This window comes from Stenotrophomonas sp. PS02298 (assembly GCF_029959445.1).
Lineage (GTDB): Bacteria > Pseudomonadota > Gammaproteobacteria > Xanthomonadales > Xanthomonadaceae > Stenotrophomonas.
Window position 1 is genome coordinate 1 of the sequence record NZ_JASCOR010000097.1, and the last position, 16,601, is coordinate 16,601.

The following is a 16,601-nucleotide window of genomic DNA, read 5'->3' on the forward strand; positions in this document are numbered from 1 at the left end:
GTAGTGCCGAGCCATGCTCGGCAGAGGTTTTCCCGCAGACCAGAAGGTGTGGGAGCGGCGTAAGCCGCGAAGCTCGCACTCCAACAGATTGCAGGCCGGTTGGTGATTTTATCGGTGTTGGCTTCGCGGCTTATGCCGCTCCCACAAACATCGACAGCGGGTTTGTCGGCAATGCCCACGCCGAGCACGGCTCGGTGCTACAGGTCGCCCAGCCGCGCCTGCAGGGCCGCGATTGCGGCCAGGCCGGCGGTCTCCGTGCGCAGGATGCGCGGGCCCAGCTGCAGGCCCTGGAAGCCCGCCTCGCTCAGTTGCTGGCGATCGCGCGGCGACCAACCACCTTCCGGGCCAATCGCGATCACAACCCCGCTTGCCGGTGCGTCAGGCAGCGAGGCCAAGCGGTGTTCGCCCAGTGGGTCCAAGGTCAACCTCAATGTCTGCTCGGGCAGTGCCGCAGCGGCGGCGGCCAGCGCCTGGGGGCTGCCAATGGATGGAATCCGCGTGCGCCCGGATTGGCCGCAGGCCGAACCCACCACGTTGCGCCAGTGAGCGATGCGCTTCTCGGCCCGTGCCGCGTCCAGCTTGACCTCGGTGCGCTCGGCGTTGACCGGAATGATGCGGCTGACTCCAAGCTCGGTGGCCTTCTGCAGGATCAGGTCCATCTTCTCGCCCCTGGCAATGCCTTGCAGCAAGGTGATCGCCAGCGGTGATTCATTGTCGACGGACTGGGCGCTGTCGATGTGCACCTGTACCTCGCGCTTGCTGATCGCGCTGACGGTGGCTGCATAGTCGTTGCCATCGCCGTTGAACAGGATGCAACCTTCGCCCTCGCGCAGGCGCATCACCCGCACCAGATGATTGGCCACGTCCTCTGGCAGGGACAGGGTCTGGCCGACGGCAAGCGGCAGTTCGATCGGGCTACGGGTAAGGCGCATGGGAGTTCTCGCAAAGGCGGTGCCACATGGGGAGCGGCTGGGTCTGCTAGCATTTCAACGTCATGAAAACGTATCTGCCAATGCGCATTCTATCGGTCTACCGTCGTTTTGCCCGGAGTGGCGCATGAGTCGTCGCCTTCCACAGATCCACAACGTGGTCGAAGAACACATCGGTCCCTTCCGTCAGCAGCAGCTGGATCTGGAGTTTTCCAACGGCGAGCGCCGGCATTTCCAGCGGCTGGTCAGCGGCGGCCACGGCGCTGTCGTGGTGGTGCCGATGCTCGATGAAGAGACTGTGCTGTTGGTGCGTGAATACGCCGCCGGCCTGCATCGCTACGAGCTGGGTCTGGTCAAAGGGCGCATCGATGAAGGCGAAACGCCGATCGAAGCGGCCGACCGCGAACTCAAGGAGGAGGCCGGTTACGGCGCGCGCAGGCTGGACGCGCTGCGCAGCCTGACCCTGGCACCTACTTATATGAGTCACCAGTCCACGCTGGTGCTGGCGCGCGACCTGTATCCGCAGCGCCTGCCTGGCGACGAGCCCGAGGAGCTGGAAGTGGTGCCGTGGAAGCTGGCCGAGCTGGACCAGCTGATGCTGCGCGAGGATTTCTCCGAGGGACGCTCGCTGGCAGCCCTGTTCATTGCCCGTGAGTGGCTGCGAGGTGGCGCATGAGCGCAGTAGTTGATGACGTCCTGCGCGAAGGCGTGCTGGATATCGCCCAGCGCGCAGGCGCGGCGATCATGCAGGTCTATGCCAGTGGCTTCGATATAGAACAGAAGGCCGACGACAGTCCGGTCACCACGGCCGACCTGGCCGCCCATCGGCTGATCGTCGCAGGCTTGTCGCAGCTCACCCCGGATATCCCGGTGCTGTCCGAAGAATCCGCGCAGTTGCCTTGGGAGACGCGTCGGCAGTGGCAGCGCTATTGGCTGGTGGACCCGCTGGACGGCACCCGCGAGTTCATCAAGCGCAATGGCGAATTCAGCGTCAACATTGCGCTGATCGAAGATGGCGTATCGGTGTTTGGGGTGGTGCAGGCACCGGTCACCGAGGTCATCTGGCACGCGCAGCGCGGAGGCCAGGCCTGGCGCCGCAGCGGCCAGCAACAGGACGCGATCAACACCCGTGTGCCGCCGGCATCGCCGTTGCGGGTCGCTGCCAGCCGCTCACATGCCAGTGCGCGCACCGCGACCTTGTTGGCACGGATGGGCGAGATCGAGCTGGTCGCGCAGGGCTCCTCGCTGAAGTTCTGCCGCATCGCCGAAGGGACGCTGGATGTGTACCCGCGCCTTGGGCCAACCAGTGAATGGGATACCGCCGCCGGTCAGTGCGTGCTGGAGGCAGCAGGCGGTGCCGTGTTGGCGGCCGATGACGGCGTGCCGTTTGCCTACAACCAACGCCCGCGTCTGCTCAATGGCGACTTCGTCGCCTTGGGTGATGCCTCGTTGCCGTGGCAGGAGTGGGTGGCGGGGCTTTGATGCCCAGCCACTGGCTGCCTGCAGTGAACTTCAAACGCCGGCAATTGCCGGCGTATTCGTAACAAAGGTGATACGCGCATGTCCGAACTGACCGATATCCAGACTCTTTTGCAGATCATGGCGCGCCTGCGCGGCCCCCAGGGCGGATGCCCGTGGGACCTGGAGCAGGACTTCGCCAGCATCGCGCCGTATACGGTGGAGGAGGCCTACGAGGTCGCCGACGCCATCGACCGCAACGACCTGCCGGATCTGAAGGACGAGCTCGGCGATCTGCTGCTGCAGGTGGTATTCCACGCGCAGATGGCCAGCGAGCAGGGAGCCTTCGATTTCGGCGATGTGGTGGCCTCGATCAGCAACAAGATGATCCGCCGCCACCCACATATCTTTGCCGACGCCGAAGTCAGTGATTCCGACGAAGTATTGGCCAACTGGGACGAGATCAAGCGCAGCGAACGCGCCGCCAAGGGCGAGCAGGATGGGTCGGCATTGGCCGGTATTTCGCGTGGACTGCCGGAGTGGCTGCGCGCCACCAAACTGCAGTCGCGTGCGGCCCGTACCGGCTTCGATTGGCCCGACGCGGTGCCGGTGCTGGACAAGCTGCGCGAGGAAATCGACGAAGTGCAGGCAGAGTTCGCGCTTGCCGCCACAGGCGTGGACAATCACACCCGCCTGCAGGAAGAGCTGGGCGATGTGTTGTTTGTCTGCGCCAATCTTGCCCGCCACGCCAAGGTCGACAGCGGCACCGCGCTGCGTCACGCCAACCACAAGTTCGAGCGTCGCTTCCGCGCGATGGAAGCGCTGGCGGCTGCGCAGGGAAACGCAATGTCGCAGCTTGACCTGCAGCAGCAGGAGGCACTGTGGCAGCAGGTGAAGCAGCAGGAAAAGGACGCAGCGAAGTGAAAACCTTCGCCCTGTTCCTGCTGACCGCATTGGCCGAGATCGTCGGCTGCTACCTGCCGTGGCTATGGCTGCGGCAGCAGGGCAGCCCGTGGTTGCTGTTGCCGGCTGCCGCCAGCCTTGCCTTGTTTGCATGGCTGCTGACCCTGCATCCGGCCGCCAGTGGGCGTGTCTATGCCGCCTACGGCGGTGTCTATGTCTGCATGGCACTGCTGTGGCTGTGGCTGGTGGACTCGGTCAAGCCCACCCGCTGGGACCTGCTCGGCGGCGGTCTCTGCCTGCTCGGCATGGCGGTGATCATGTTCGCCCCGCGCAGCAACTGAAACGCCTATGCTGGCGGCATCCAGCCTTGGGTGCAGGCCATGTCAGGTTTCAGCAGTTTCCGTGAGTTCTACCCCTTCTATCTGGGCGAACACAGCAACGTCGTCAGTCGCCGCCTGCATTTCATCGGCAGCTGCGGCGTGCTGCTCTGTGTCGCGATGCTGCTGTGGAGCGGCCAGCTGCGCTGGCTGTGGTTCGCGCTGCTATGCGGCTACGGGTTTGCCTGGGTCGGGCACTTCTTCTTCGAGAAGAACCGGCCGGCGACCTTTCGCCACCCCTTCTATTCATTTGCCGGTGACTGGGTGATGTTCGTCGACATCCTGCGCGGGCGGGTGCGCCTGTAAGCGCCTCGCCGGCGGTGTCTTTGGCTGTGGCTATACTCGGCACATCAATCAGCACAAGGAACGGTCCCATGGGCGGCGGAGCAGGGTTGTTGGCGTTGGTGGTCGTGGTAGCCGGCATCATCGTGCTGTTCAAGACGGTGCGGATGGTGCCGCAGGGCTACGAATGGACGGTGGAGCGCTTCGGCAAGTACACGCATACGATGAGCCCCGGCCTGCACTTCCTGATCCCGATTGTTTACGGCGTCGGCCGCAAGGTAAACATGATGGAGCAGGTGCTGGACGTTCCCAGCCAGGACGTCATCACCAAGGACAATGCGGTGGTGCGGGTGGATGGGGTGGTGTTCTTCCAGGTGCTGGATGCGGCCAAGGCGGCCTATGAAGTGGCCAATCTGGAAGTGGCGATGATCGCCCTGGTGCAGACCAATATCCGTACCGTGATCGGCTCGATGGACCTGGATGAATCGCTGAGCCAGCGCGAGACCATCAATGCCAAGCTGCTCAACGTGGTCGACCATGCCACCAATCCGTGGGGCGTCAAGGTCACCCGCATCGAGATCAAGGACATCCAGCCGCCGGCCAACCTGGTGCAGTCGATGCAGCAGCAGAAGATGGCCGAGCAGAACAAGCGTGCAGCGGTGCTTGAGGCCGAAGGTATCCGCCAGTCGGAGATCCTTCGCGCCGAAGGCCAGAAGCAGTCGGCGGTACTGGAGGCCGAAGGTCGCAAGGAAGCCGCGTTCCGCGACGCAGAGGCGCGCGAGCGCCTGGCCGAGGCCGAGGCCAAGGCGACCGCGATGGTGTCCGATGCGATTGCCAACGGCAGCGTGCAGGCGATCAATTACTTCATCGCGCAGAAGTACGTGGAAGCCTTCAGTGAACTGGCCAACTCGCCCAACCAGAAACTGGTGTTGATGCCGATGGAGGCCACCGGTGTGATCAGCTCCATTGCCGGTATCTCGGAACTGGCCAAGGAAGCTTTCGCCAAGCAGGGCGAAACCAGGCAGCCTGCACGCGGCAACCCGCCGCCGCTGGGGCGCTGAGCCATGCGCTGGGAAGTGGTGATCTGGGCGGCGCTGGCGGTGACCCTGTTCGCCGCCGAGGCGCTGGCGCCGGGTGCCTTCATGCTGTGGATGGGCATCGCTGCAGCGGCGGTGTTCCTCACCGTCTGGGCAATCGATGGCATGAGCGTGCTGCTGCAGGTGATCCTGTTCGTGGTGCTGAGCTTTGTCTCGATCCAGGTCTATCGCACCTGGTTCCGGCAGCGTGCACGGCCCAGCGACCAGCCGCTGCTCAACCGCCGCGCCGAGCAGTTGATCGGGCGGGTGGTGACGCTGGAGCAGGCGATCAGCGCCGGTGTCGGCCGGGCCAAGGTGGACGATGCGTTCTGGGTGGTCGCCGGTCCCGATCTGCCGCAGGGCAGTACGGTGCGGGTGGTGGCCGTGGATGGCATGACGCTGAAGGTGCAGCCAGTCTGAATACCGCTGCGGTACTGCCGTTGTGGCAGTGCCGCAGGTTTTAAAAGTAACCATCTGGGATAATGGCGGTCCCCTTAGTGTGGAACGGCCATGACCCTGAAGACTCTGCTCAACGAAACCCACCGCTCACTCGGCGCCAAGATGGTCGACTTCGGAGGTTGGGACATGCCGATCCACTACGGCTCGCAGATCGACGAGCACAATCTGGTCCGCACCGCCGCCGGCATGTTCGACGTCAGCCACATGACCGTGGTCGACCTGAAGGGTGCGCGCACCCGCGAGTTCCTGCGCCAGCTGCTGGCCAACTCCATCGACAAGATCAAGGTCCGCGGCAAGGCCCTGTACTCGTGCATGCTCAATGCGCAGGGCGGGGTGATCGACGACCTGATCGTCTACTTCCTGGCCGAAGACATGTTCCGCATGGTGGTCAACGCCTCCACCCGCGAGAAGGACCTGGCCTGGATCCGTCAGCACGCCGAAGCCTTCGGTGTCGAGGTGGTCGAACGCGAAGACCTGGCCATCGTCGCCGTGCAGGGACCGCAGGCGCGTGCGCTGGTCGCCGGGCTGGTAGCGGAGTCGGATCGTGCCGCGCTGGACAAGCTCGGCCGCTTCGCTGCACTGACCGTCAGCTCCATTGATGGCGTTGAACTGTTCGTCGCACGCACCGGTTACACCGGCGAAGACGGCTACGAAGTGCTGCTGCCGCAGAGCGCGGTCGTCGCGTTCTGGAATGCGCTGCTGGCTGCTGGCGTGAAGCCGGCCGGCCTGGGTGCGCGCGACACACTGCGGCTGGAAGCCGGCATGAATCTCTACGGCCAGGACATGGACGAAGCCATCACTCCGTACGAGGCGGCGCTGGCCTGGACTGTGGCGCTGGATGACCTGGCCGATGGCACGCCGCGCGCGTTCACCGGTCGCGCCGTGCTGGAAGCGCAGAAGGCCGCCGGCAACGCGCGCCAGATGATCGGCCTGGTGATGGACGAGAAGGGCGTGCTGCGTCACGGCCAGAAGGTGCTCACTGCCAATGGCGAAGGCGAGATCCTGTCCGGCACCTTCTCGCCGACGCTGGGCAAGGCGATCGCCTTCGCACGCGTGCCGGCCGGCGCGCCGGGTGATGTGCGGGTGGATATCCGCGGCAAGGAAGTGCCGGTGCGCATCGTCAAGTTCCCGTTCGTGCGTGACGGCCAGCCGCAGGCCGGCATCAATCTTTGACCTGTAGGACCGCGCCGGAAGCCACCTCGCTTCCGGTTCGTTAAACTAGCGCTTCATCCCGACCACCGTTTTTCCGGAGTAGTTCCATGAGCGAGATCCCTGGCGACCTCAAGTTCCTCAAGTCCCACGAGTGGGCACGTGTCGAAGGCAGCAACCGCGTTACCGTCGGTATTTCCGATCATGCCCAGGGCTTGCTGGGTGACCTGGTCTACGTCGAACTGCCGGCTGTCGGTGACAGCGTGCAGGCCGGCGTTGGCGCAGCGGTGGTCGAGTCGGTGAAGGCTGCTTCCGACGTTTACAGCCCGGTGTCCGGCACCGTTGTCGAAGTCAACGAAGCGGTGACCGACAAGCCGGAAACCATCAACGAAGATGCTTACGGCGACGGCTGGCTGTACGTGGTCGAGCTGTCCGATCCGGATCAGTTGAACGACCTGCTTGGCCCGGACGACTACGCCGAGATGTTGGAGAACGAGGACCACTGAGTCCTGTCGTGATCCGAAAAGCGGCCGCTACCAGCGGCCGTTTTTTTTATGCCGGTGTCAGCATCACGTGATGATCGGTAGTGATGAGCGGCTGCTGTTGACGCGTTGAAGCCGATGCCGAGGGACGCGAAGTGGTTCTGATCGGTGTCGCTGCGGACTGCGAAGTGGTCCAAAAAGTTTGCGCAAAATGATCCGTCGCGCAGCCAAAGCGTTGCCGTCGGCAAACTTTTTTTCGGGTGCTGGAAGTGGCCGGCGACGACTGTTGGTCGCATGTCTTGAGATGCCGTTGGTGTACTGCCAATGCAGCTGCGTGTTGGCTGCGTCGAAACGAATAGTGCACTTTTACCGATGTTTTTTTACTTTGTGTTTTTTTTGAAGCACGCATGCATGGCGACGACGGGTGCACATGGCGGGCTGTGGCGGCGGGCGGCCGGGCGCGGAAGGCTGAAGGCTTCCGAAAAATATTTTGCAAAGATGGTTGACAGTAAAAAAAACCGTGATTAGGTTTCGCCCAGCAGACCTTTCCTGCGGAAGCGAGTGAGCCGGATCAACATTCAGACGCGAAGCACAACTTGGACGTCCGCCAGGATTCTTTTGATGGTGGAGCAGGACTCGCTTCCTTCCGCGAAACACCCCCCTGATTTCTATCTGGCACCTGCAGCGGGACCCGTTGTGGGTGTTTCTGTATCCGTAACGATGCGCTAGACGCGTCGTCGGTCCTCCGCCGAACACCGCGGATTTGCTTCAACTGGGCATTTCAATTCCATAGATCACTGACGAGGAACAAACCATGGCTACGAAGAAAGCAGCTAAAAAGCCGGCCGCCAAGAAGGCGGTAAAGAAAGTCGCCAAGAAGGCTGCCGTGAAGAAGGTTGCCAAGAAGGCAACCGCCAAGAAGGCAGTGAAGAAGGTCGCCAAGAAGGCTGTTGCCAAGAAGACCGTGAAGAAGGCAGCCGCCAAGAAGACCGTCAAGAAGGCAGCAGCCAAGAAGACCGTCAAGAAGGCCGTAAAGAAGGTTGCCAAGAAGGCAACTGCCAAGAAAGCCACCAAGAAAGTAGCTAAGAAGGCCGTAAAGAAGGTTGCCAAGAAGGCAACTGCCAAGAAAGCCGTCAAGAAAGTAGCTAAGAAGGCCGTAAAGAAGGTTGCCAAGAAGGCAGCTGCCAAGAAGGTCGTAAAGAAGACTGCAAAGAAGGTTGCCGCCAAGAAGCCGGCCGCCAAGAAGGTTGCTGCGAAGAAGAAGCCGGCCGCTCGCAAGAAGAAGGCCGCTCCGGTTGCGCTGCCGGCTACTCCGGCGCCGCTGATCTGATCCAGCTCCACTAGCAATACCTGAAACTCCTTCCCCGACTGCCCAGCGGGGAGGGAGTTTTTTTATGGGCGTCTTCAGGAAAGGCGGCACAGTGGACGTGGGAGTGGCGTCAGCCGCGAAACCGACTACACATCCGAGGAACCGAGCCCTCCCTTTGCCGTAGGCAAGGGGAGGGTTGGGAGGGGGGCTTTTGATTTGTGCGGGTGAAGCCCTGCCGAGCGTGGCTCGGCACTACAGGTGACACCGGCCTTTGTAGGAGCGGCGTTAGCCGCGAAGCTCACGATGCATCCGATCTACCGGCGCTGGTTCCTGCCCAAGGAGACGCTACCGAGCAAAGAAAAAGGCGGCCATCGGCCGCCTTTCGGGTACTGCTGCAGATCGCAACGCAGCTCAGCGCGGCGATGCCACCGCACGATCGGAAGACGCGCCCTTCTTGCCGCCGCGTGCCGGAGCTGCATCCTCGGCCATCAGGTTGTCGCTGCCGAAGTCGGTGTCCACATCCAGCCAGCGCTGCGTCGGCAGGCCGATGGCGCGATCGAGGATGGTCGGCATCATGCCGCTGGGCAGGCTGCTCTCGCCGTTCCACATGATGGCGATGCCAAGGTCACGTTCCGGCAGCAGCGCGACCAGGCCGCGATAGCCCTGCACTGCACCGGCGTGGAAGACCACCTGGTGGCCGGAGTAGTCGAACACGCGCCAACCCAGTGCATAGCCAGCGGAGTCCAGGCGCTGGTGGCGCCAACCCGAACGCATTTCGCCCGGCGTGTTCACCAGCGGCGCATGCAACGTTGCCAGCAGCGGTGCCGGCAATACATCCGGACGGTGGCCGGTGTGGGCCAGCAGCCACTGCGCCATGTCGCTGGCACTGGCGTTGACGCCAGCAGCCGGTGCCACGCGGTAGTAGGTGGGCTTGGGCGTCAGCGACACCCAGCCGTTGCGGCTGCGCACGTGCGGGCGTGCCCAGCGCGAACTGGCCTGGATGCCGGCCAAGCCGAGGCTGGCATCGTTCATGCCCAACGGCTTGAGGATGCGCTTCTCAACGGCCTGCTCGTAGAAGCTGCCCGAGGCCGCAAACACCACATCGCCGACCAGGCTGAAGGCGACGTTCTGGTAGGAGTAGCAATCACCAGGGGCGCACTTGAGCGGCGCGGTGGCCAGCTTCTGGGTAAGCGTGTAGTAGTCAGCGTTGGCCTCGACATCGCGATCATAGGCATTGCTGGTAAGGCCGACGCGTTGGCTCAGTACATCGGCAACGGTGAGCTTGTCGGTGGCTTCGGGCGTGGCCAGGCGGAAGCCGGGAACGTAATCGGTGACCTTGCTGTCCCAGCGCAGGGTGCCATCGTTGACCAGCAGGCCGGCCATGGTGCCGGCGAAGGCCTTGGACAACGACGCCAGACGGAACACGGTGTGCGCGTCTACTTCCTGCGGATTGCTGACGTCGGTGACGCCATAGCCTCGTGCCGACAGCACGCGGCCGTTCTGGACGATGGCCATCGCCATGCCGGGAACGCGGTTGCCGTAGGTCAGCTGTTCGGCCAGCGACTCGATGGCGGCGACATTGAAGTCGGCCGGCAGTGGTTGTACCTGGTCCGGGCGCAGCGCGGTGCGATATGGCATCGGCTGCGTCGGCGATTGTGCGGGCGCGTTCTCCAGGTTCACCGGCAACGCCACGCCAGCCGATGCTTCGGCGGGCAGGGCGGTGGGAGTGGGAGTCTGCGCGGTAGACGACAATGCAAAGGGCATCAACACCCCCAGCAATCCCGATGCCACCGGGCGAATGTGCCGGCGCTTGCTCTTGTCTTTCATCGTGATCGGTGCCTGTAAGCTACTGCTGTGGGCGATTCTAGCGCCGCTTTTCATCAATGCACAAACGGGGAGAGAATGAATGGGCATCGCGTTGATATTGCTGATCTTTCTTGTGGTGGTTGTCGCAGTTGTGGCGGTGGGTGTGGGGATCTACAACGGGCTGGTGCGGGCCCGTAACGGCTACAAGAATGCTTTTGCGCAGATCGACGTGCAGCTGCAGCGGCGTTTTGACCTGATTCCCAACCTGGTGGAGACCGCCAAGGCCTACATGGGCCATGAGCGGCAGACCCTGGAAGCGGTGATCGCGGCGCGCAGCGCGGCGCAGTCAGGTTTGGCCGCAGCCAAGGCCGATCCGGGCGATCCGGCGGCAATGGCGCAACTGGCGGCCTCGCAGGGGCAGTTGAATGGTGTGCTGGGCAGGCTGATGGCGGTGGCCGAGGCTTATCCCGAGCTGAAGGCCAACCAGAACATGCTGCAGCTCGTTGAGGAGCTGTCCAGCACCGAGAACAAGGTGGCGTTCGCGCGGCAGGCGTACAACGATGCGGTGATGGGCTACAACAACCGCCGCGAGACCTTCCCGGCCAATGTATTCGCCGACATGTTCAATTTCGCCACGGCCGCACTGCTGGATATCCCGCTGGAGAAGCGCGAGCAGGTGCGCGAGGCGCCCAAGGTGCAGTTCTGAACCTGGCGCAGGTGTAACAGGGGCGCGGGATGAATTTCTTCGAACACCAGGCCCAGGCGCGGCGTAACTCCGGCCGGCTGGTGCTGCTGTTTGCACTGGCGGTGCTGGCCATCGTGCTGATGGTGGACGCGCTGGTGTGGTTGGGCACCGGCAGCATGCGCGGCGTGCTGTGGAGCAGCGTGTTGACCTTGGCGGTGATCGGGCTGGCATCGCTGTACCGGATCAGCTCCCTGCGCGGTGGCGGCGAGGTGGTGGCCGCGCAGATGGGCGGCACGGAAGTGCCTGCCGATACCCGCGATCCAGCACTGCGGCGGTTACGCAACGTGGTGGAGGAGATCGCCATTGCCTCCGGCGTGCCGATGCCGCGCCTGTATGTGTTGGAGCAGGAGGCAGGCATCAACGCCTTCGCCGCCGGCTATTCGCCCGCCGATGCAGCCATTGCCGTTACCCGCGGCACCTTGCAGCGGCTCAACCGCGATGAGCTGCAAGGCGTCATCGCGCATGAGTTCAGCCACATCCTCAACGGCGACATGCGCTTGAACATCCGCCTGATGGGCGTGCTGTTCGGCATCCTGATGCTCAGCGTGATCGGCAAGCGTGTGTTGCTGCACATGGGCGGCGGCAGCCGCGTGCGCTTCGGCCGCAGCGTCGGGCCGGTATTCCTGCTGATGCTGGTTGGCTTGGCTGGCATCGCCATCGGCAGCATCGGTGTGCTGTTCGGGCGGCTGATCAAGGCGGCGGTATCGCGCCAGCGCGAGATACTTGCCGATGCTTCGGCAGTGCAGTTCACCCGCCAGACGCAAGGCCTTGCCGGTGCCTTGAAGAAGATCGGCGGGCTCGACGACGGCTCGCATCTGGCCGACCGTGCCGGTGCCGAGGAAGTCAGTCATATGTTGTTCGGTGAAGGCCTGCGTCTGTCCAGCTGGTTCGCCACCCATCCGCCCCTGGTTGAGCGCATCCAGCGGCTGGAGCCATCGTTCCGCGCGGAGCAGTTGCAGAAACTGCGCGGCAACTGGTTCGGCGCACCGCCGGACGGACTGGCCGAAGACCGTGCGCTGGGTCTGGCAGGGCGCGATGCGCCCAGCGTGGATGCGGTGTTGCAGCCATTGCCTGGAATGCAGCAGATTCCGGTGGATCCGACGCTGGTCGCCGCACAGGTGGCGACGCCTGCCGATGACGACTACCGGCAAGCGATACGGCTGGCAGGCAGTCTGCCAGCGCCGTTGCGCCGCTTGGCCGCTGACCGTGGCGCGTCGCAGCCGTTGTTGCTTGCGATGTTGCTGGACGAAGATGCCACGGTCGCTGCGCGCCAGCGCACAGCAGTGAGCGAACAACTGGGCAAGTTGATGGCCGACAGCGTACAGAACATTGCGGCTGGGCCTTTGCGTGAGCTGCACGCAGCGCTGAAGCTGCCGCTGGCAGCCTTGGCATTCCCGACCCTGCGCAGCCTGCCGCGCCCGCAGTTGACTGCATTCATGCGCTGCATCGATGTCCTGACCCACGCGGACGGGCGGATCTCCCTGTTCGAATACTGCCTGTCGCGCTTGCTGCTGGTGCAGGTGCAGGCAGCCTTGGATCCATCGCGTCACCTGCATTTCGGCCGCCGCAAAGCCACTGGCGTGCAGCGCGAGTTCGCGACCCTGTTGTCGGTGGTGGCGCGCGCCGGCAACCCCGGCGACGAGGCTGCTGCACGCCGCGCCTATCTGGCCGGCCTGCAACGCATCCTGCCGCAGGATCATCTGCCATATGCGCCGCCCGCAGACGGCGTATTGGTCTTGGATGCGGTGTGGGCACCGCTGGACTCGATGGACCCGTTGGCCAAGCAGCTGCTGGTGGAGGCGGTGACCGCAACCGTGAGCCACAACCAGCGGGTCAACGTTGCCGAAGCCGAGTTGCTGCGGACCATCTGCGCCACCTTGCATTGCCCCTTGCCAGCGATGCTGCAGGTGGCGTGAGCAGCTTGTCTCCCTCCGTTGGCGGCTTGTCTCCCTCCCTTTCGCCAAAGGCGAAGGGGAGGGCCGGGGAGGGGTGTGCTTTCTGCCTCTGCTTGCTTCTCCCTGACAACAACCACTGGGCCTCACCCCAGCATCAACCCCGCTGCCCGCTCCGCAATCATGATGGTCGGTGCATTGGTGTTCCCACTGACCAGGGTCGGCATCACCGATGCATCGATCACCCGCAGACCCTCGATGCCGCGCACCCGCAGCTGCGGATCGACCACGGCCGCATCGTCGCTACCTATTCGACAGGTGCCGATCGGGTGGTAGATGGTCTCGGCCTTGGCGCGGATGAAGGCTTCCAGCCCGGCATCGTCCAGGTGCTCATCGGCGGGGAACAGCGGCGCCTTGCGCCACGGCGCGAACGCGGCCTGCTGCAGGATGTCGCGGCTCAGGCGTGCGGCCTCGATCATCATCTTCAGATCGAAGCCTTCGGCATCGCTGAGGTAATTGGCCTGGATGCGCGCGGGTGCGGCTGGGTCGGCGCTGGCCAGGCTGATGCGGCCACGGCTGCGCGGATGCAGGTAGCAGGCGTGCAGGGTGTAGCCGTCGCCGGGCAGGCGATTGCGGCCATGGTTGTCCAGCATCGCCGGGACGAAATGGAACTGGATGTCGGCACGTTCGTCCGGTGCGAAACGCGAGCGCACGAAGCCGCCGGCTTCGGCCACATTGCTGGTACCTGCACCTTGATGGCCGCGCAGGAAGTAGTTCAGCCCGATCATGATCTCGCTCGCGCGGTCGTAGCTGACGCCGGGCACGCTGCGGTACAGCGTGCAGATGTCCAGGTGGTCCTGCAGGTTGGCACCGACGCCGGGTTGGTCAAGCTGGACGTCGATGCCCTGCGCGCGCAGCGCGTCGGCCGGGCCGATGCCGGACAGCATCAACAGTTGTGGCGAGTTGATCGCGCCGGCGCTGAGCAGAACTTCGGCGGCCGCGCGGTAGTGCTGGCGTTTGCCGCCCACACGCAGGTGCACGCCGGTGGCGCGCCCAGCGTCGATCTGCAGCCGTTCAACCAGTGCGCCGGTGATCACCTGCAGATTGGCGCGCGATCGCACAGGAGTGAGGTACGCGGCAGCTGAGGAGCAGCGAGCGCCGTTCTTCTGCGTCACCTGATAAAGCCCAACGCCTTCGTGCTGGACGCCGTTGAAGTCGGTGTTATGGCTGTAGCCGGCCTGCTGCCCGGCTTCGATGAAGGCGTGGCTGAGTGGATTGATATGGCGCAGGTCGGCCACCTGCAGGGGACCATCGGCACCGTGCAGCGCATCGGCACCACGCGCATTGCCTTCGCTGTGGCGGAACCACGGCAGCACGCTGTCCCAGCTCCAACCGCTGGCACCTGCCGCTGCCCAGCGATCGTAGTCGCCGGGTACGCCGCGCACATAGCACATGGCATTGATCGAGCTGGAGCCGCCCAGCACCTTGCCGCGTGGCCACCACAGCCGGCGGTTGCCCAGCGCGGGTTCCGGTTCGGTGTCGTAGCTCCAGTTGACCTGTCGGTTATTGACCAGCCGGGCGATGCCGGCCGGCATATGGATGAAGGGGTGCCAGTCGCGTGGGCCGGCTTCGATCAGCAGCACCCGCAGCTGCGGGTTGGCACTGAGCCGGTTGGCCAGCACGCAGCCGGCCGAACCGGCACCGACGATGATGTAGTCGAATTCCTTTGCAGCTTCGCTCACACGCTTCTCCCTCCCGAGTCACTCAGGATAGAACGGCGCGTTGTACCGGAGTAAGCCCTGCCGCACTGGCGATGTTGCAGTGCATTAGATAACGTACGCGCTCTGCCGAGTCCCACCGGAGTTTCCCGATGCCGCCGTCCTCTCGCCACCCGCTGCGCCGGGGTGCCGCATGACCGTTCCGCGCAGACCCGGTGCAATGCATCGGCTGTTGCTGGCGCTGCGTGGCTCACCGCCGCTGTGGTGGTCGTTCCTGTACTTCTTCTGCCTGCTCAGCGGCTACTACGTGCTGCGCCCGGTGCGTGAGGCGATGGCGGCCTCGGCGGACATGGAGGCCCTGTTCCCGCCCGGGTTGATCGCCTGGTTCGCGGCCCATGGGATGCCGCTGAAGGACTTCACCCTGCAGTTCCTGTTCTCCTGCGTGTTCCTGATCATGCTGGTGCTGCAGCCGTTGTACGGCTGGCTGGTCAGCCGCTATCCGCGACGGGTGTTCCTGCCGCTGGTGTATGGCTTCTTCATCTTCACCCTGTTCGTGTTCTACGCGATGTTCAGCGCCAACATCCCCGGCCGGGGCATGGCGTTCTTCTTCTGGATCACCGTCTTCAACCTGTTTGCGGTGGCGGTGTTCTGGAGCTTCATGGCTGACGTTTTCTCCAACGTGCAGGCGCGTGCGTTCTACGGTTATATCGGCGCGGCGGGCACGGTGGGGGCATTCCTCGGGCCGATCATCACCAGCTCGCTGGTGCAGCGGGTCGGCATCGCCAACCTGATGCTGGTCTCGGCCGGTTTCCTGTCGATCTGCCTGTTTTGCATCTGGAAGTTGCGGCCGTGGGCGGTGCAGCGCGAACGCGAACAGCAATTGGCCGATGGCGAGCAGCCGATGGGCGGCAGCGTGTTCGATGGACTGAAGCTGATCGCACGTGAGCCGCTGCTGCGCTGGTTGGCCTTGATGGTGATATTCGGGGTCGGCGTTGGGACCATGCTGTACAACGAGCAGGCCTCGATCGTGCGGCGCATGATCACCGATCCGGCGGCCAGTACCGCGTTCTATTCGCGCATCGACCTGGCGGTGAATGCCTTGACCCTGATCATCCAGCTGGGCCTGACCCGCTGGTTGCTGTCACGTTATGGCGTGGCTCCGGCGCTGTTGATTCCGGGGTTCGCGATCATCATCGGCTTCTCGATCGCGGCAGCGTCACCGTTGCCGGTGATGGTGGCGGTGATCCAGGTGCTGACCCGCGCCAGCGAATTCTCATTGGGCAAACCTGCCCGCGAGACGATCTATACGCGGGTGGACCGGCAATGGCGCTACAAGGCCGGTGCGGCCATCGACACCGTGGTTTACCGCGGCGCCGACCTGACCTTTGCCTGGGTGCACAAAGGCTTGTCGCTGTTTGGCTCGCAGGCGGTGTTCGTTGGCGGTGCTGCGGTGGCGGTGTTCATGACGCTGTCGGCGCTGGGCGTCTTGCGCGAAGAGAAGAAGTTGCCGCAGGATCGCTGAGTGATTCCCCCGCGGCGGGTTGCCGCTGTGCTGCGAGGATGAGATGGCGATGAGCGTATTGGGCGTGAGTGCGATGGCGGTGACCCTGCTGGTGGCGGTGTTGCATGTGTACTTCCTGGTGCTGGAGATGTTCCTGTGGACCAAGCCGCAGGGCTTGAAGACCTTCCGCAACACGCCGGAGAAAGCGCAGGCCACGCGCGTGCTGGCGGCGAACCAGGGCTTGTACAACGGCTTCCTCGCTGCCGGCATCATCGCCGGGCTGGTGCTGGCGCAGCCGGTGCTGGTGACGTTCTCGCTGGTCTGCGTGGTGGTGGCCGGTGCCTATGGCGCGTACAGCGTCAGCCCGCGCATCTTCTACGTGCAGGCCGTACCGGCAATCGTCGCGTTGCTGCTACGCGCGCTGTAGTGCCGAGCCATGCTCGGCAGAGGCGTTACCGATAGATCCAGATGTAGTGCCGAGCCATGCTCGGCAGGGGCTGTACACGGGTAAGGCC

At 64.0% G+C, this 16,601-nt stretch carries 18 protein-coding genes; 15 read left to right on the forward strand and 3 right to left on the reverse strand.

The features are described from left to right. Positions 1 to 197: 197 nt before the first annotated feature. Positions 198 to 932, reverse strand: coding sequence for a 16S rRNA (uracil(1498)-N(3))-methyltransferase (locus QMX78_RS14080; protein WP_282270607.1), 735 nt, complete (start codon positions 930 to 932; stop codon positions 198 to 200). 124 nt (positions 933 to 1,056) lie between these two features. Here QMX78_RS14080 and nudE point away from each other — a divergent pair, with 124 nt between their 5' ends. The 11 genes from nudE (at position 1,057) to QMX78_RS14135 (ending at position 8,445) form a co-directional block, all read left to right on the forward strand. Beyond that, on the forward strand, positions 1,057 to 1,605 hold the full coding sequence (nudE, locus tag QMX78_RS14085; RefSeq protein ID WP_282270609.1) for an ADP compounds hydrolase NudE: 549 nt from the start codon (positions 1,057 to 1,059) through the stop codon (positions 1,603 to 1,605). Beyond that, complete coding sequence (cysQ, locus tag QMX78_RS14090) at positions 1,602 to 2,411, forward strand: 3'(2'),5'-bisphosphate nucleotidase CysQ (protein WP_282270612.1); 810 nt, start codon at positions 1,602 to 1,604, stop codon at positions 2,409 to 2,411. The genes nudE and cysQ overlap by 4 nt, the downstream gene beginning before the upstream one ends. A 78-nt stretch (positions 2,412 to 2,489) precedes the next feature. After that, positions 2,490 to 3,311: a nucleoside triphosphate pyrophosphohydrolase gene (gene mazG, locus QMX78_RS14095; protein ID WP_282270613.1), complete on the forward strand. Its 822-nt coding sequence runs from the start codon at positions 2,490 to 2,492 to the stop codon at positions 3,309 to 3,311. After that, positions 3,308 to 3,631 (forward strand): YnfA family protein, encoded by a 324-nt coding sequence (locus tag QMX78_RS14100; protein WP_282270615.1) that lies wholly within the window; start codon positions 3,308 to 3,310, stop codon positions 3,629 to 3,631. Before mazG ends, QMX78_RS14100 begins: the two co-directional genes overlap by 4 nt. A gap of 39 nt (positions 3,632 to 3,670) precedes the next feature. Next, positions 3,671 to 3,973 (forward strand): DUF962 domain-containing protein, encoded by a 303-nt coding sequence (locus tag QMX78_RS14105; RefSeq protein WP_282270617.1) that lies wholly within the window; start codon positions 3,671 to 3,673, stop codon positions 3,971 to 3,973. 68 nt (positions 3,974 to 4,041) lie between these two features. Continuing rightward, the gene (locus QMX78_RS14110; protein ID WP_282270619.1) at positions 4,042 to 5,010 is read left to right on the forward strand and encodes an SPFH domain-containing protein; all 969 of its coding nucleotides are present in this window, start codon (positions 4,042 to 4,044) and stop codon (positions 5,008 to 5,010) included. A 3-nt stretch (positions 5,011 to 5,013) separates the two neighbouring features. Further along, positions 5,014 to 5,445 carry an NfeD family protein gene (locus QMX78_RS14115; protein ID WP_282270620.1) on the forward strand — a complete coding sequence of 144 codons (432 nt, stop codon included), beginning with the start codon at positions 5,014 to 5,016 and terminating at the stop codon, positions 5,443 to 5,445. A 90-nt stretch (positions 5,446 to 5,535) separates the two neighbouring features. Next, positions 5,536 to 6,657, forward strand: coding sequence for a glycine cleavage system aminomethyltransferase GcvT (gene gcvT / locus QMX78_RS14120; protein ID WP_282270621.1), 1,122 nt, complete (start codon positions 5,536 to 5,538; stop codon positions 6,655 to 6,657). Positions 6,658 to 6,743: 86 nt separating this feature from the next. Further along, positions 6,744 to 7,139, forward strand: coding sequence for a glycine cleavage system protein GcvH (gene gcvH, locus QMX78_RS14125; RefSeq protein ID WP_282270622.1), 396 nt, complete (start codon positions 6,744 to 6,746; stop codon positions 7,137 to 7,139). 300 nt (positions 7,140 to 7,439) lie between these two features. After that, positions 7,440 to 7,643: a hypothetical protein gene (locus QMX78_RS14130; protein WP_282270623.1), complete on the forward strand. Its 204-nt coding sequence runs from the start codon at positions 7,440 to 7,442 to the stop codon at positions 7,641 to 7,643. A 358-nt stretch (positions 7,644 to 8,001) separates the two neighbouring features. Then, a complete protein-coding gene (locus tag QMX78_RS14135; RefSeq protein ID WP_282270624.1) occupies positions 8,002 to 8,445 on the forward strand; it encodes a hypothetical protein in 444 nt (147 codons plus the stop codon). Between the two features lie 390 nt (positions 8,446 to 8,835). Here QMX78_RS14135 and QMX78_RS14140 read toward each other — a convergent pair whose 3' ends face one another. Then, positions 8,836 to 10,251: a serine hydrolase domain-containing protein gene (locus QMX78_RS14140; protein WP_282270626.1), complete on the reverse strand. Its 1,416-nt coding sequence runs from the start codon at positions 10,249 to 10,251 to the stop codon at positions 8,836 to 8,838. A 91-nt stretch (positions 10,252 to 10,342) separates the two neighbouring features. Here QMX78_RS14140 and QMX78_RS14145 point away from each other — a divergent pair, with 91 nt between their 5' ends. Then, positions 10,343 to 10,936, forward strand: coding sequence for a LemA family protein (locus QMX78_RS14145; RefSeq protein WP_282270633.1), 594 nt, complete (start codon positions 10,343 to 10,345; stop codon positions 10,934 to 10,936). A gap of 29 nt (positions 10,937 to 10,965) precedes the next feature. Then, positions 10,966 to 12,891, forward strand: coding sequence for a M48 family metallopeptidase (locus QMX78_RS14150; protein WP_282270628.1), 1,926 nt, complete (start codon positions 10,966 to 10,968; stop codon positions 12,889 to 12,891). A gap of 122 nt (positions 12,892 to 13,013) precedes the next feature. Here QMX78_RS14150 and QMX78_RS14155 read toward each other — a convergent pair whose 3' ends face one another. Beyond that, positions 13,014 to 14,609, reverse strand: coding sequence for a choline dehydrogenase (locus QMX78_RS14155; protein WP_282270629.1), 1,596 nt, complete (start codon positions 14,607 to 14,609; stop codon positions 13,014 to 13,016). A gap of 169 nt (positions 14,610 to 14,778) precedes the next feature. On the opposite strand from QMX78_RS14155, the gene QMX78_RS14160 reads away from it, so the two are divergent. Further along, a complete protein-coding gene (locus QMX78_RS14160; protein ID WP_282270631.1) occupies positions 14,779 to 16,107 on the forward strand; it encodes an MFS transporter in 1,329 nt (442 codons plus the stop codon). 58 nt (positions 16,108 to 16,165) lie between these two features. Then, positions 16,166 to 16,513 carry a DUF1304 domain-containing protein gene (locus QMX78_RS14165; RefSeq protein ID WP_282270635.1) on the forward strand — a complete coding sequence of 116 codons (348 nt, stop codon included), beginning with the start codon at positions 16,166 to 16,168 and terminating at the stop codon, positions 16,511 to 16,513. The last annotated feature ends 88 nt before the right edge of the window (positions 16,514 to 16,601 follow it).